The 13,873-nt window shown below is 74.3% G+C and carries 13 protein-coding genes; 7 read left to right on the forward strand and 6 right to left on the reverse strand.

What is annotated here, in order from left to right; genetic code table 11:
- Positions 1-192: 192 nt before the first annotated feature.
- On the reverse strand, positions 193-594 hold the full coding sequence (locus tag OHB09_RS20785) for a DUF4307 domain-containing protein (protein ID WP_006138232.1): 402 nt from the start codon (positions 592-594) through the stop codon (positions 193-195).
- A 219-nt stretch (positions 595-813) separates the two neighbouring features.
- Between OHB09_RS20785 and mca the strand changes: the two genes are divergently transcribed.
- Together mca and OHB09_RS20795 are read left to right on the forward strand one after the other, a co-directional pair.
- Complete coding sequence (gene mca, locus OHB09_RS20790) at positions 814-1,665, forward strand: mycothiol conjugate amidase Mca (RefSeq protein ID WP_040893949.1); 852 nt, start codon at positions 814-816, stop codon at positions 1,663-1,665.
- Between the two features lie 42 nt (positions 1,666-1,707).
- Positions 1,708-1,938: a hypothetical protein gene (locus OHB09_RS20795; protein WP_078630767.1), complete on the forward strand. Its 231-nt coding sequence runs from the start codon at positions 1,708-1,710 to the stop codon at positions 1,936-1,938.
- A gap of 125 nt (positions 1,939-2,063) precedes the next feature.
- Here OHB09_RS20795 and OHB09_RS20800 read toward each other — a convergent pair whose 3' ends face one another.
- Positions 2,064-5,282 carry a tetratricopeptide repeat protein gene (locus OHB09_RS20800; protein ID WP_328922362.1) on the reverse strand — a complete coding sequence of 1,073 codons (3,219 nt, stop codon included), beginning with the start codon at positions 5,280-5,282 and terminating at the stop codon, positions 2,064-2,066.
- A gap of 332 nt (positions 5,283-5,614) precedes the next feature.
- Positions 5,615-6,001 carry a DUF302 domain-containing protein gene (locus OHB09_RS20805; protein ID WP_167795803.1) on the reverse strand — a complete coding sequence of 129 codons (387 nt, stop codon included), beginning with the start codon at positions 5,999-6,001 and terminating at the stop codon, positions 5,615-5,617.
- A 174-nt stretch (positions 6,002-6,175) separates the two neighbouring features.
- On the opposite strand from OHB09_RS20805, the gene OHB09_RS20810 reads away from it, so the two are divergent.
- Genes OHB09_RS20810 through OHB09_RS20820 form a run of 3 tightly spaced genes read left to right on the forward strand, consistent with a single transcriptional unit; the run spans position 6,176 to position 8,704 of the window.
- Positions 6,176-7,552, forward strand: a complete 1,377-nt coding sequence (locus tag OHB09_RS20810) for an MBL fold metallo-hydrolase (RefSeq protein ID WP_328922363.1) — start codon at positions 6,176-6,178, stop codon at positions 7,550-7,552.
- 40 nt (positions 7,553-7,592) lie between these two features.
- Positions 7,593-7,955, forward strand: coding sequence for a rhodanese-like domain-containing protein (locus OHB09_RS20815; RefSeq protein ID WP_319351563.1), 363 nt, complete (start codon positions 7,593-7,595; stop codon positions 7,953-7,955).
- Positions 7,952-8,704: a sulfite exporter TauE/SafE family protein gene (locus OHB09_RS20820; RefSeq protein WP_167793423.1), complete on the forward strand. Its 753-nt coding sequence runs from the start codon at positions 7,952-7,954 to the stop codon at positions 8,702-8,704. Before OHB09_RS20815 ends, OHB09_RS20820 begins: the two co-directional genes overlap by 4 nt.
- Positions 8,705-8,755: 51 nt before the next feature.
- Here OHB09_RS20820 and OHB09_RS20825 read toward each other — a convergent pair whose 3' ends face one another.
- Positions 8,756-9,037: a metal-sensitive transcriptional regulator gene (locus tag OHB09_RS20825; RefSeq protein ID WP_040894018.1), complete on the reverse strand. Its 282-nt coding sequence runs from the start codon at positions 9,035-9,037 to the stop codon at positions 8,756-8,758.
- A gap of 77 nt (positions 9,038-9,114) precedes the next feature.
- Between OHB09_RS20825 and OHB09_RS20830 the strand changes: the two genes are divergently transcribed.
- Positions 9,115-9,681: a rhodanese-like domain-containing protein gene (locus OHB09_RS20830; RefSeq protein WP_319118920.1), complete on the forward strand. Its 567-nt coding sequence runs from the start codon at positions 9,115-9,117 to the stop codon at positions 9,679-9,681.
- Between the two features lie 115 nt (positions 9,682-9,796).
- Positions 9,797-11,824 carry a thioredoxin domain-containing protein gene (locus tag OHB09_RS20835; protein WP_328922364.1) on the forward strand — a complete coding sequence of 676 codons (2,028 nt, stop codon included), beginning with the start codon at positions 9,797-9,799 and terminating at the stop codon, positions 11,822-11,824.
- Positions 11,825-11,899: 75 nt separating this feature from the next.
- On the opposite strand, the gene OHB09_RS20840 is transcribed toward OHB09_RS20835, so the two are convergent.
- Both OHB09_RS20840 and trhA read right to left on the reverse strand, forming a co-directional pair.
- Positions 11,900-12,640, reverse strand: coding sequence for a Mut7-C RNAse domain-containing protein (locus OHB09_RS20840; RefSeq protein WP_006138205.1), 741 nt, complete (start codon positions 12,638-12,640; stop codon positions 11,900-11,902).
- Between the two features lie 146 nt (positions 12,641-12,786).
- Positions 12,787-13,503 (reverse strand): PAQR family membrane homeostasis protein TrhA, encoded by a 717-nt coding sequence (gene trhA / locus OHB09_RS20845; RefSeq protein WP_167793426.1) that lies wholly within the window; start codon positions 13,501-13,503, stop codon positions 12,787-12,789.
- Positions 13,504-13,873 lie beyond the last annotated feature (370 nt).

Genomic DNA, 13,873 nt, shown 5'->3' on the forward strand with positions numbered 1-13,873 from the left:
CAGAAGAATGTTCCCTCTCTGGTGGGCGAAACCACGAGCCTAACAATTCCCCGGCCGAAGGGGGAGGACATAAGGCGCGAGAATGTCGTCCCGCCAGGTCAGCGCCTACGACGGGGGCGCGGCCCGGCCCTTTCGGGGCCGCCGGGCGGGTGCGGGGCGGGCGCCCTGCGGGCGCGGGCTCCGGGGGCGGCGTCAGCCGGCGTGGCAGCCGAGCAGTTCCGCGGTGGACCCCTTGGCCGTCGTCCGCAGCGTCACCACGCGGTCTATCCGCGTCTCGTGCCCGTCGAAGCGGAAGTCGGCCCGGCCGACCTCCGCGCCGTCCGCGGACTGGGAGCGCAGCGTGCAGTAGCCGCTCGCGTCCGCGTCCTTGCGCACCTCCAGATGCGCCTGCACCTTCTCGTCCGAGACGGCCTGGAAGGTGATCACCTGGCCGCTGATCTCGCTCTGCCCCACGTAGTGGTATCCGAGCCAGCCGACCAGGGCGAGGAGGAGCGCGCCCAGTACGGTGCCGACGATTTTGAGCGTGTGATCGGCGCGTTCGTCCGCGGCGCGGCCGTACCGGCCCTCGGGGAGCCGCGTGCTCGCCGTACCCATGATCGTCCTCTCGACCGTACCGGGGGCCAGGGCCGCGGAACACCGTTCCCCGCCGGACCCGGAATTATTCGTCCCCCGATTCGGTCACTATAGAAGCCTTCGCCCGCAAGCCTGCCGCCGCCCCGGGGGGACGGCTCCCGGGACGAGAGAACGGACTGCGCTCGCGCACACCGGGCGCCGACTTACGAGGATTGAGTCTTGACTGACCAGCTGCGACTGATGGCCGTGCACGCCCACCCCGACGACGAGTCGAGCAAGGGTGCGGCCACCATGGCGAAGTACGTGTCCGAGGGGGTGGACGTGCTGGTCGTGACCTGCACGGGCGGCGAGCGCGGCTCCATCCTCAACCCCAAGCTCCAGGGCGACGCCTACATCGAGGAACACATCCACGAGGTGCGCAAGAAGGAGATGGACGAGGCCCGCGAGATCCTCGGCGTCAAGCAGGAGTGGCTCGGCTTCGTCGACTCCGGCCTGCCCGAGGGCGACCCGCTGCCGCCGCTGCCCGAGGGCTGCTTCGCCCTCGAGGACGTCGACAAGGCGGCCGGCGAGCTGGTGCGGCGGATCCGGTCCTTCCGCCCCCAGGTCATCACGACCTACGACGAGAACGGCGGCTACCCGCACCCCGACCACATCATGACCCACAAGATCACGATGGTGGCCTTCGAGGGCGCGGCCGACACCGAGAAGTACCCCGAGGCCGAGTACGGCCCCGCGTACCAGCCGCAGAAGCTGTACTACAACCAGGGCTTCAACCGGCAGCGCACCGAGGCACTGCACAACGCGCTCCTCGACCGCGGCCTGGAGTCGCCCTACGGGGACTGGCTGAAGCGCTGGGCCGAGAACACCCGCACCGAGCGCACGCTGACCACGCACGTGCCCTGCGCGGAGTTCTTCGAGATCCGCGACAAGGCCCTCATCGCCCACGCCACGCAGATCGACCCCGACGGCGGCTGGTTCCGCGTGCCGCTCGACCTCCAGAAGGAGGTCTGGCCGACCGAGGAGTACGAGCTGGCCAAGTCGCTCGTGGACACCTCCCTGCCTGAGGACGACCTGTTCGCGGGCGTCCGGTAGCCCTGCGGTCCGGCCCCGGGGGCACTGGGGGACAATGGGCGCATGAGCGCAAGCGTGAGCCTGGCAGTGACACACCTCGTCCCCCTCGCGGAGGTGGACGAGAACAAGGTCACCCCCGGTGTCCTCGGCTTCATCGTCTTCGCGGTGATGGCTCTGGCGGTGTGGGGCCTGATGAAGTCCATGAGCAAGCAGATGCGGAAGGTGGACTTCGAGGAGTCCGCCCCCGCCGAGGCCGAGACCCCGGGCGAGGGGGCGTCCCCCGCGAAGGGCTGACGCTCCCGGTGCGGGGGTGACGCCCCGGCGCGCGGACGGTCCCGGCCGCTCGCGCGCCCCGGCGCACCCACCGCCCCGCACGCCGGAACCTCCCGCCGGGCCGAGGGTGGTGGGCCCCGGCACGTCTACCGGTCGCCGGCCGGCACCGGCACGCCCATGACCTCGCGCGCGTGCCGGTCGGGCACCATGCCGAGGGGCCAGGCCTGCCACGCCACCTCCAGGCTGACCCCCCGCTCCAGCAGCAACCCGTACGCCGCCACGTACTCCTCCAGCTTCGGGTCCCGCAGCGCGTGCCCGGCACGGGCGAGCTGGGCCAGCTCCTCCTGGGCCACCGCCGTCCCCACCTCCACCCCGCCCGGCGCCGCGTACGGCAGCAGCGTGCAGCGCAGGAAGCGCGCCCAGTCCTCGCCCCGCCGGTCCCCGTACGAGGTGAACAGGCCGAGCGCCTCGTCGCACAGCCCGAGTGCCGCCCGCGTCCGCGCGTTGCCCGCGTCGACCACCGCCAGCTCCAGGCACGTCCACGCCTCACCGTGCGCCACCCCGATGCGCTGGAAGTCCGCCCGGGCGTCCACCAGGAGCTGCCGGGCGAAGCCCGAATTGCGCAGCGAACCGGTCTGCGCCGCCCGCTGGTCCCGGGTGACCCGTGCCGAATGGTGCCGCGCGCACGCCAGTCCGTACACGTCCCGTATCCGCGAGAACATCGTGCGCGAACGCTCCAGCTCCCGCACCGCCCGGTCCAGGTCCCCGGTCTCCTCCAGCGCCTGCCCCAGGTAGTACACGGTCCACGCCTCGCCCCGCGCGTCCTCGTTCTCCCGGTGCCGCGCGGCCGCCCGGCTCAGCGCCTCCACCGCCTGCGAGGCCTCCCCGCCCACCAGCAGCGTCCGCGCGAGCTGGGTCAGCGCCCAGGCCTCGCCGCGGCCGTCCCGCGTGCGGCCGTACAGGTCCAGGGCGGCCCGCAGCTCCGCCTCGGCCCGGTGCACTTCGCCCATCCGCAGGGCGAGCTGACCGAGTTGGTAGTGCGTCCACGCCTCCCCGTGCACCGAGTCGTACCGCCGGTGCAGCTCCAGGGCCTCCTCGAGCAGCTCCAGCGCCTCGGTCAGGCGGGAGCGGTCCCGCTCCACCGCCGCCAGCGCGTGCATCGTCCACGCACGGTCCGCCGCCAGCTCCGGGGGCGCCTGCAGATCCATCGCCTCCCGCAGCTTCGAGGCCGCCTGCGCGAGCTGCCCCTGGTGGTGCAGCGTGATGCCGAGCGAGCACAGCGCCCGCGCCGCTCCCGCGTCGTGGTGCGCCTCCATGTAGAGGTCCACCACCGAGGTCAGGGTCGTCCGGGCCCGGTCCAGCTCACCGAGCTGACGCGCGGCGATACCCGTGCGCCACTGCACCGACCGCACCAGCAGTCCCTGGTCCACCGACTGGGCCAGCTCGCTGATCTCGCCCAGCCGGTACAGGTCCCCGCGCAGCAGGCAGTAGTCGCACAGCGCGCCCAGCAGGTTCAGCACCGCCGCCTGGTCGACGCCCTCCGCGTGCCGCAGCGCGGCGGTGATGAAGCTCGACTCGTCGTCCAGCCAGTGCAGGGCCGCGTCCAGCGAGACGAAGCCGTGCGAGCCGAAGCGGTCGGACCGCGTCGACATCTTGCCGTCGACCATCCGCAGCACCGCGTCCGCCAGCTCCGCGTAGTTCGCGATCAGCCGCTCCTGGGCAGCCGTCCGCTCGGCCGGCTCCTCCTCGTCGGCCAGCCGGGCCGCCGCGAACGTCCGCACCAGGTCGTGCAGCCGGTAGCGGTCGCCCCGCACATGGTCCAGCAGGCCGGCCCGGGCCAGCGCGGTGAGCTGCCGGGCCGCCTCCGGCCCGTCCGCCGCCAGCAGCGAGGCCGCCGCGGCCGCGCCCAGCGAGGCCCGGCCCGCGAGCGCCAGCCGCCGCAGCAGCCGCCGCGCCCCCTCCGACTGGTCCGTGTACCGCAGCCACAGCGCCCGCTCCACCGGCTCCACCGGCCCGTACGCCCCGAGGTCCGCGGCGAGCCGCTGCGGGGTGCGCGGCCCCAGCGAGGAGCCGACCAGCCGCAGGGCCAGCGGCAGTCCGCCGCACAACTGCCGTACCCGCTCCGCCGATTCCGCGTCGTAGGGCCCCGAGGCGTCCTGTGCGGAACTCCTCAGCAGCTCCTCCGCACCGGCCGCGTCGAGCGGCCGGACCGGCAGTTCGTGCATCGTCCACGCCCGGTCCGCCGCCGGCTCCGACGGCAACCGCAGCGGCTCCCGCGCCGTGACGAGGATCAGGCTCTCGGAGTGCTCCGGCACCAGCGCCGCGACCTGCCCCACGTCCTGCGCGTCGTCCAGCACGATCGTCACCGGCATCCCCGTCAGATGCCGGTCGTACACCTCGCGTAGCCGCCTGACCTGCTGGTCCGGCGCCGAACGCTCACGGAACAGCAACTGCTCGCGGGGCGCGCCCAGCCGGTTCAGCATGTGCAGCAGCGCCTCCCGGGTGGACAGCGGAGGCTCCTTGGGGCTGCCGCCGCGCAGATCGACGACGCACGCGCCGCGGAACTGGTCGCGCAGATCGTGCGCGGCCCGCAGCGCCAGCGAGGTGCGGCCCGAGCCGGGGGCGCCGTGCAGCACGACCACCGTCGGTCTGGTCCCGGTGCTCGCGCGGGCCGCGTGCACCCATTGCGCGATCCGCGACAGCTCCGTGCGCCGGCCCGCGAACCCGTCGACGGGCGCGGGCAGGTGCGCGAACGACTGGGCCAGCACGGTGCGGCTGCGCGCGGCGGCGCTCTTGTCGCTGCCGCGCAGCCGGGGCGCGGACCTGGTGACGGGCCCGGTCGAGGCGGCCAGCACCCGCTGCTGGTCCAGGAACGGGCGGATGCCGCGCACCTCCAGCGCGGTCAGCCACTGCAGCCGGAGCTGCTCCGGGCCGCCCGGCTGGCCGAGCGCCCCCGCCCGGTGGTGCGCGGCCGGCACATGGCCTGCGCCCACCTTCACGACGGTGGCGGCGGCCCCGACGACTCCCACGACGGCCCCGGCCCCCAGCGCGGTGCCGGCGCCCGTCCCGAGGGCGGCGTCGGAGACGACGGCGGTCAGCGCGGCCACCCCCGCCACCATCAGGGAGGTCCCGGCACCCGCCTTCGCGTACCGCTGGGCGAAGGTCTGCCGGCCGGCCTCCGCCTCGTCCAGGGCGCGGGTGTAGGCCCCGTACTCCTCGGCGGCCGCCTCGGCCATCGCGTCCAGCGCGGTCCGGGCCCGGGACAGCAGCACGGCGCCGTCCGTACGCCCCCCGGAGCGCCGCACCTCCTCCTCCACGGCGCGCGCCAACAACCGCTCCGCATCCGCGCGATGAGCCTCCCGCATGCCACGCTCCCCCTTCGGCGCCCACCGACTCCGCCCCCAGTGTCCTTGCCGGACGACGGCTGCGACAGGGGGCGTGCGGGGGCGGGACCGCCCCTCGGACGGGGGCGTCGAGGGCGCCGGGCCGGAGCGTGTGGGTGGGGCGGGCAGTCCTCTCCGGCGGACCCCCGCGGCCAGGAGGGCTGCTCGGGCCCGGCAGCGCCGGGACGGGGTCGGCGGCGACGTGATCGGCTGCGGGCCGCTGCCTGTCCTCCCCGCGACCGCTCGCTCGCCGACGGTGCGGTGCGTCCCGCTTCTGCCGTGCCCACCGGATCACCGGCCGGGCGGGCCCCGGGTCAGCTGAGTGACCTCAGGGCGGCGTCCAGCCGGGCTGTGGCATCGGCGGCGACTCCTTCGAGGGCGGGCAGGCCGGTGAGGGTGACCATGGTGCCCGGGTCGAGAGCCTGGACGAGCGTGGTGTCGCCGTCGCGGCGGACCACGACGTTGCAGGGCAGGAGCAGCCCGATGCTGCGATCGGCCTCGAGCGCCCGGCGGGCGAGCGGCGGGTTGCAGGCGCCCAGGATCAGGTAGTCCTCCATGTCGTGGCCGAGCTTGGCCTTGAGGGTGGCCCGGACGTCGATCTCGGTGAGGACGCCGAAGCCCTGATCGGCCAGGGCCTCGCGCACGGCGGTGACCGTGGTGTCGAAGTCGCCGCCGAGGCGGATGGTGCGGTCGTAGGACACGGGCACTCCCGAGTGGTGCGGAACGGTTGACCCACTTTCCCGGGCGGGTCCCCGCAGCACGCGGGGCGAAGCCTCGCGGGGCCGACCCGACCCAGGAATACCCCCGGGGGTATAGCTGTTACAGTGCACGTCAGATACCCCCCGGGGTACATCGCACCTGAGGAGGCATGCAACGTGTTCTTCGTCGACACCCTGGAGTTCGAAGGCCTGGGCAACCGCAGTTACCTGGCCGGCGGCTCCGCCGGCGCGGTGGTCGTGGACCCGCCGCGGGACATCGACCAGGTCATCGCCGCAGCGGCCCGGCGCGGGGTGCGTATCGCCTTCGTGGCCGAGACCCACGTGCACAACGACTACGTCACCGGCGGTCTGGAGCTGGCCCGGGTGACCGGCGCCCGGTACCTGGTCCCGGCGGGGGCCCACGTGTCCTTCGCCCGTCACCCCGTCGCGGACGGCGACACGGTGACGGTGGACGAGGGCCTGGTGCTGCACGCGATCGCCACGCCCGGGCACACCCCGCACCACACCTCCTACGCCCTCTCGGAGAACGGGCGCGATGTGGCGGTGTTCACCGGCGGGTCCCTGCTCATCGGCACCGTCGGCCGCCCCGATCTGGTCGAGCCGCGGCTGACGGAGCAGCTCGCTCGCGCCCAGCACGCCTCCGCCCACCGGCTCGCCGACGAACTGGAGGACGAGGTCCCGGTGCTGCCCACCCACGGGTTCGGCAGCTTCTGCTCCTCCTCGCAGGCCGTGGGGGACGCGACCACGATCGGCAAGGAGCGCGAGACGAACGACGCGCTGACCCTGGACGTGGACGCCTTCGTCGCCCGGATACTCGCCGGGCTGGACGACGTGCCCGCCTACTACGCGCACATGGGGCCGGCCAACGCCGCGGGCCCGGCACCGGTCGACCTCACCCCGCCGGGACGTGCGGACGCCGAGGAGATCGCCTCCCGGCTGGCCGCGGGCGAGTGGGTGGTGGACCTGCGCAGCCGCACGGCCTTCGCGGAGGGGCACGTGGCCGGGGCGTTCAACTTCGAGGGCGAGGGCAAGCTCGCCACCTACCTGGCCTGGCTGATCCCGTGGGGCAAGCCCTTCACCCTGCTGGCCGACACCCCGAAGCAGGTCGCCGACGCACAGCGGGAGCTGGCGCGGGTGGGCATCGACCGCCCGGCCGCCTCCGCCACGGGCGACCCGGCCGACTGGATCGGTGAGGGGGAGCGGCTCGCCTCCTTCCCCCGCGCCCGGTTCGCCGACCTCGCCGAGGTCCGCGAGCGCGGCGACGACGTGGTCGTCCTGGACGTACGCCGGGACTCCGAGCGCGCGGTCGGCCACATCGAGGGCTCCGTCCACATCCCGATCCACGAGCTGCCCCGCCGTATCGGCGACGTGCCGGACGGAGTGGTGTGGGTGCACTGCGCCGGCGGAATGCGCGCCGCGATCGCCGCCTCCCTCCTCGACGCCGCCGGCCGCGACGTGGTCGCCGTCGACGACGGCTTCGACGCCGCGACGGATCCCGGGCTGTCCCTGGTCCGCCCAGGCCGCACCGACTGACCGTCCCCCTGTACCACCCCCGCTGGAAAGTGATCGAACCATGTTGTCGCCCTTCCGCCGCGGCTCCGCCCGCCTCACCCCCCGACCCGCCCACCGGCAGGCCAGCGACGGCACCGCCGTCCTCCTGGACGTCCGTGAGACACCCGAGCGGAGCGCCGGGCACGCTCCCGAGGCGCCGCACCTGCCTCTTTCTCGTCCGGTGGCGGGGGCGCCGCTCCCGGCGGCCGCGAAGGGCGGACCGGTGGTCACGATCTGGCGCTCCGGCCACCGCTCCCCGCAGGCCGCCGAGCTGCCGGACGGAGGCGGTGCGCAGACCGCGGACGTCACCGGCGGCATGGCCGACCGGGCGTGCGCGGGGCTGCCGGTCGTCGGTCCGGGCGGCAGCGAGGGTGTCCTCGCGTGAGTGCCCTGATCCTGGCTCTGATCGCGGGGGCGGTGGTCGGACTCGCACTCGGCGCGCTGGGCGGGGGCGGCAGCGTCCTGGCCGTCCCGGCGCTGATCTACCTGCTCGGCTTCACCCCGGCCGCCGCGACCACCGCCGGCCTGATCATCGTCACGGCCACCTCGCTCACCGCCCTGTACGCCCATGCCCGCAGCGGCCACGTCCGCTGGAGAGCCGGCGCCCTGTTCGCCGCGGCGGGCCTCCTGCCCGCGGCCGCGGCGGGAGCCGCGGCGTCCCGCCTTCCCCAGCCGATACTGACCGCCGCGTTCGCGGCCGTCGCCGCACTCGCCGCGGTCGGCATGCTGCGTCCCGGCCGGACCGCCGCCGGTCCGGCGACCGGCGGGGCGCGGCCGGTCAGGGCCGCCGGAACCGGCGCGGGGCTGGGCGCGCTGACCGGACTGCTCGGTGTGGGCGGAGGCTTCCTCGCCGTCCCGGCCCTGGTCACCGTGCTGGCATTCGAGATGCAGGCCGCGGTGGGCACCAGCCTGCTGGTCATCTCGGCCAACTCGCTGGCCTCCCTGGCCACCCGCAGCGCGACCACCGCCGGCATCGACTGGGCGCTCATCGGCCCCTTCACCGGGGCGGCGATCCTGGGCGCCTGGGACGGCAAACGCCTGGCCGCCAAGGTGACCGGCACCCTGCTGCAGCGGACTTTCGCCGTCGTACTGCTCGCCGTGGCCGCCTTCATGCTCGTCGACGCCCTCATATGAACGCCCTCATACGAGGAGTGCGACGGACGAGGGGCGTCGCGTCCCCGCGGCTCAGGCCAGGGACAGGAACAGCTTCTCCAGTCGGGCGCGCATCTGCTCCCGGTCGCCGGAAGCGGCCATGTCCGCGTCGGTCAGGCAGTGCTGCAGACCGGTGGCGATGATCGCGAAACCGGCTCTGTCCAAGGCCCGGGAGGCCGCGGCGAGCTGGGTGACGACGTCCTCGCAGTCCCGCCCGTCCTCGATCATCCCGATCACACCGGCGATCTGACCCTGCGCCCGGCGCAGCCGGTTGACCACCTTCTTCAGTTCCTCGGCCGCCATCGTCAGTTCCACCACACCACACTCCCTCGATATACCCCCTCCGGTATCCTACCGAAGGGGTGACCCCTACCGAGCAAAGGAAAGTTCCCGTGGCATCCACCACCGCTCTCACCCCCGCCCAGGCCAACGCCCGCCTGCACGAACTGACCGTCGTCGACGTGCGCACCCCCGGCGAGTACGCCTCCGGCCATCTGCCCGGCGCCCACAACGTCCCCCTCGACCACCTCGACGCCGCACTGCCCGCACTGAGGGCCGCCGCGGACCGCGGTGGCCTCCTCCTCGTGTGCGCCTCCGGTGCCCGCTCCGCCCAGGCATCAAGGCGCCTCGCCGAGCAGGACATCGCCGCAGCCACCCTCACCGGCGGCACCACCGCCTGGACGCGGCTCGGCCATGACACCCAGCGTCCGGTCGGCGCCCGTACCCCCTGGGCCATGGACCGCCAGGTCCGCCTCGCCGCCGGATCCCTCGTCCTGACCGGCCTGCTCGCCGGACGGCGCCGGAGCGCGGCCCGCCGGCTCTCCGCGGGTGTCGCGGGCGGCCTGGTCCTCTCCGCCCTCACCAACACCTGCGGCATGGCGGCGATCCTCGCCAAGCTCCCCCACAACCAGCCTCGGGCCACCGACCTGGAGGACACCCTCGCGGCCCTGACCGGCTGACCTCCCGGCCGCGAAGGGCCGGACCGGCGGGAGTGCTCACCACCGTCGGTGACCGGGTGGCCGGCCCTCCCCGTGGCGCACGGGCGGGCGCCGGTGGGTGCGCGAGGATGGGGGTATGCCCAATCGACTCGCGCAGGCCACGTCCCCGTACCTCCTCCAGCACGCGGACAACCCCGTCGACTGGTGGCCCTGGGAGGCCGAGGCGTTCGAGGAAGCCCGGCGGCGCGATGTCCCCGTGTTCCTGAGCGTGGGCTACAGCGCCTGCCACTGGTGCCACGTCATGGCGCACGAGTCCTTCGAGGACGAGGCCACCGCCGCGTACCTGAACGAGCACTTCGTGTCCGTCAAGGTCGACCGGGAGGAGCGCCCCGACGTCGACGCCGTGTACATGGAGGCCGTGCAGGCGGCCACCGGGCACGGCGGCTGGCCCATGTCCGTGTTCCTGACCCCGGAGGCCGAACCGTTCTACTTCGGCACGTACTTCCCGCCCGAGCCCCGGCACGGCTCGCCCTCCTTCCGGCAGATCCTCCAGGGCGTGCACCAGGCGTGGACCGAGCGCCGCGAGGAGGTCGCCGACGTTGCCGGGAAGATCACCCGGGACCTCGCCGGCCGCGAACTGGCCCACGGCGGCGCGCAGGTCCCCGGCGAGCAGGAGATGGCGCAGGCGCTGCTCGGGCTCACCCGGGAGTACGACGCGCGGCGCGGCGGCTTCGGCGGGGCCCCGAAGTTCCCGCCGTCGATGGTGCTGGAGTTCCTGCTGCGCCACCACGCCCGCACCGGTTCCGAGGGCGCGCTGCAGATGGCGGCGGACACCTGCGAGCGGATGGCCCGCGGCGGCCTCTACGACCAGCTCGGCGGCGGCTTCGCCCGCTACTCCGTCGACCGCGACTGGGTGGTGCCGCACTTCGAGAAGATGCTCTACGACAACGCCTTGCTGTGCCGTGTCTACGCGCACCTGTGGCGGGCCACCGGGTCCGATCTGGCGCGGCGGGTGGCCTTGGAGACCGCGGAGTTCATGGTGCGTGAACTCGGCACCGCCGAGGGCGGTTTCGCCTCCGCGCTGGACGCCGACAGCGACGACGGCACCGGGAGGCACGTCGAGGGCGCGTACTACGTGTGGACGCCCGAGCAGCTCGCCGAGGTGCTCGGGGAGGACGCCGGGCTCGCCGCGCGGTACTTCGGTGTCACCGAGGAGGGGACGTTCGAGCACGGGCAGTCCGTGCTGCAACTTCCGCAGACCGACGGGGTGTTCGACGCGGAGCGGGTGGCCTCGGTGCGGGAGCGGCTGCTCGGGGCGCGGTCCGCGCGGCCGGCTCCGGGGCGCGACGACAAGGTGGTCGCCGCCTGGAACGGGCTCGCGATCGCCGCGCTCGCCGAGACCGGCGCCTACTTCGACCGCCCCGACCTGGTGGACGCGGCGGTGCGCGCCGCCGACCTCCTCGTACGGCTGCACCTGGACGAGCACGGACGGCTGACCCGCACGTCGAAGGACGGCCGGGCCGGGGCGCACGCGGGCGTGCTGGAGGACTACGCCGACGTCGCCGAGGGCTTCCTCGCGCTGGCGCAGGTCACCGGAGAGGGTGTCTGGCTGGAGTTCGCCGGACTGCTCCTCGGCCATGTGCGCACCCGGTTCACGGGCGAGGAGGGCACGCTGTTCGACACGGCGTCCGATGCCGAGAAGCTGATCCGCAGGCCGCAGGACCCCACCGACAACGCGACCCCCTCCGGCTGGACCGCCGCCGCGGGTGCCCTGCTGTCCTATGCCGCGCACACCGGTTCCGAGGCCCACCGCACCGCCGCGGAGCAGGCGCTCGGCGTGGTGCGCACGTTGGGGCCGCGCGCCCCCCGTTTCGTCGGCTGGGGGCTGGCGGTGGCCGAGGCGCTGCTAGACGGCCCCCGCGAGGTCGCCGTCGTCGGGCCGTCCCTGGACGATCCGGACACCTCCGCCCTGCACCGCACGGCACTGCTGGGCAGGGCTCCGGGCGCGGTCGTCGCGGTCGGGGCCGAGGGGAGCGAGGAGTTCCCCCTCCTCGCGGACCGGCCGCTCAGGCGGGGCGCCCCGGCCGCCTACGTGTGCCGGAACTTCGTCTGCGAGGCCCCGACCAGCGATGCCGAGGAGCTGCGCGCGGCCCTGGGCGGCTGATCGAGGGCACGGGGGCGCGGGACGCCCCGCCCGGACCGTGCCGGTCCCGGGAGGCCCGGCCCGGGAGCGGGGCGCTCAGCCGGTCCGGTCGGCGGGGCGGGTGCGGGTGAGGGCGCGTTCCACGATGGCCTCCAGCCGGTCGTGGTGGGCGCCCTTCCAGTAGGCCCGCCCGCATTCCCGGCACTGGGCGAACGCGTCGTAGGTGCGTCGCGTGCCGCTTTCCAGCCGGGCCGCGACCTCCTCCTTGGCGGCCGCCCGGAGCAGCCCGTTGCAGGCGGTGCACCGGGTCCACGGGTGCGGCTCGGGCGCGAAGCGGTCGAGGACCTCCTCGAGCTGCTCCTCGGGGCGGGTGCTGTAGACGAAGGCGCCCGCCCACAGCTCCCTGCGGCGCAGCAGCCCCCGGTCGCGGCTGAGCAGCACGCGCCGTTCGGCGGCGGAGCGGGCGGCGAGCGCGGGATCGCCGATGTCGAGGGACTCGTAGGCCGTGTCGACGCCTAGCAGGCGCAGCCGCCGGGCGAGGGTGCCGAGGTGGACGTCGAGGAGGAAGCGCAGGGGTGCGCCGGGGACGCGCTGGGGGTGGGCGACGGGCCGTACGGTGACCGACTCGCCGGCGGCGGGGACGTGCGCGGCCGTGACCTCGCGGCCGTTCACCAGCAGCGTGCCGACCTCGGTGAGGGGGACGCCGAGCGACTCGACGACATGGCCGAGCGTGGAGACGCCGTCGGTGGAGGCCGTACTGGCTCCGCCGCGCCGGGCGGCCGGTACGAACAGGTGCAGCTCGGGGGCGAATTCGATGCGTATCTCCGGTCCGTTCACCCGGCCAGGATGGCACGCGGGCGGGGGACCGGCGCTGTGGATTCCCCGGTGCGCGGTCCCGGGCCGTGGGGCCGCACGGGGCGACCCGGGGGCCGTGGCGTGCGTCCACGGCCCCCGGGCCGCGGGTGCCCCATGTGCTCGGAGTGCTACGCGTGCTGGTAGGCGACCAGGGAGATCCCCACGTAGTGCACGGCGAACGCCGCCAGCGTGAGGGAGTGGAAGACCTCGTGGAAACCGAACCAGCGGGGTGAGGGGTTGGGGCGCTTGATGCCGTACACCACGCCGCCCGCGCTGTAGAGGAGGCCGCCGACGACGACCAGCACCAGGACGGCGACGCCTCCGGTGTGCAGGAAGTCCGGCAGGTAGAAGACCGCCGCCCAGCCCATGGCCAGGTAGCAGGGGGTGTACAGCCAGCGGGGGGCGCCGACCCAGAACACCCGGAAGACGATGCCCGCGGCGGCCGCCGCCCAGATGCCCCAGAGCAGCCATTTCCCTTGCGCGTCGGGGAGCAGCAGCATGGTCAGCGGGGTGTAGGTGCCCGCGATGATCAGGAAGATGTTGGCGTGATCCAGGCGGCGCAGGACGCCGTCCATGCGGGGGCTCCAGGTGCCCCGGTGGTACAGCGCGCTCACGCCGAACAGGAGGCAGGCGGTCAGCACGTAGATGCCGCAGGCGATCCGGCCGCGCGGGGAGTCGGCGAGCGCGGTGAGGACGAGGCCGGCCACGAGGACGGCCGGGAACATGCCGAGGTGCAGCCAGCCGCGGAGCTTGGGCTTGACGGGGTGGGGAAGAGGGAGCGCCGTGGGACCGCCGCCGGCGGCGGCCGTGGTGTCCGTGGGCGCGTCGGGGACGGACGCTGTCATGCCCGGCATGGTACCGGCGGGGCCGTAAGTCAAACATGAGTCTGTATTCCCGCGGAGGCGGGGGCGGGCGGATTCCGGACGGCGGGCGGGGCGGCGCGGGTGGCCGGGACCAGGTTCTTCGGGGCCCCTCGCGGCCCGGCGGGATCGTCGCCTGCTCCTCGCGCATCCGGGACGTTCCGGGAAACCTTCCCGGGGAACCCGCCTCGCGCGAAAAGAAACCCGCTCTGGAGTGGCATTGCTCACGCCGCTCAGTTGTGCGGCCCTCTGGACATATGGGCAGCAGGGTCGGATGATCAAATGAGTGCGGTCGGCACCGGATGAGCGCCGAGGGATCGACGCCGTGACGCATCCGGGTCGCAGCCCCCACGGG

Origin of the sequence: Streptomyces griseoaurantiacus, from assembly GCF_036189845.1 — a bacterium.
Classification (GTDB): domain Bacteria; phylum Actinomycetota; class Actinomycetes; order Streptomycetales; family Streptomycetaceae; genus Streptomyces; species Streptomyces griseoaurantiacus.

Coding starts and splice junctions, on each gene's coding strand:
- OHB09_RS20800 (WP_328922362.1), bottom strand. CDS start 5,282: ATGCGGGAGGCTCATCGCGCGGATGCGGAGCGGTTGTTGGCGCGCGCC.
- trhA (WP_167793426.1), bottom strand. CDS start 13,503: ATGACAGCGTCCGTCCCCGACGCGCCCACGGACACCACGGCCGCCGCC.
- mca (WP_040893949.1), top strand. CDS start 814: ATGGCCGTGCACGCCCACCCCGACGACGAGTCGAGCAAGGGTGCGGCC.
- OHB09_RS20785 (WP_006138232.1), bottom strand. CDS start 594: ATGGGTACGGCGAGCACGCGGCTCCCCGAGGGCCGGTACGGCCGCGCC.
- OHB09_RS20835 (WP_328922364.1), top strand. CDS start 9,797: ATGCCCAATCGACTCGCGCAGGCCACGTCCCCGTACCTCCTCCAGCAC.
- OHB09_RS20795 (WP_078630767.1), top strand. CDS start 1,708: ATGAGCGCAAGCGTGAGCCTGGCAGTGACACACCTCGTCCCCCTCGCG.
- OHB09_RS20815 (WP_319351563.1), top strand. CDS start 7,593: ATGTTGTCGCCCTTCCGCCGCGGCTCCGCCCGCCTCACCCCCCGACCC.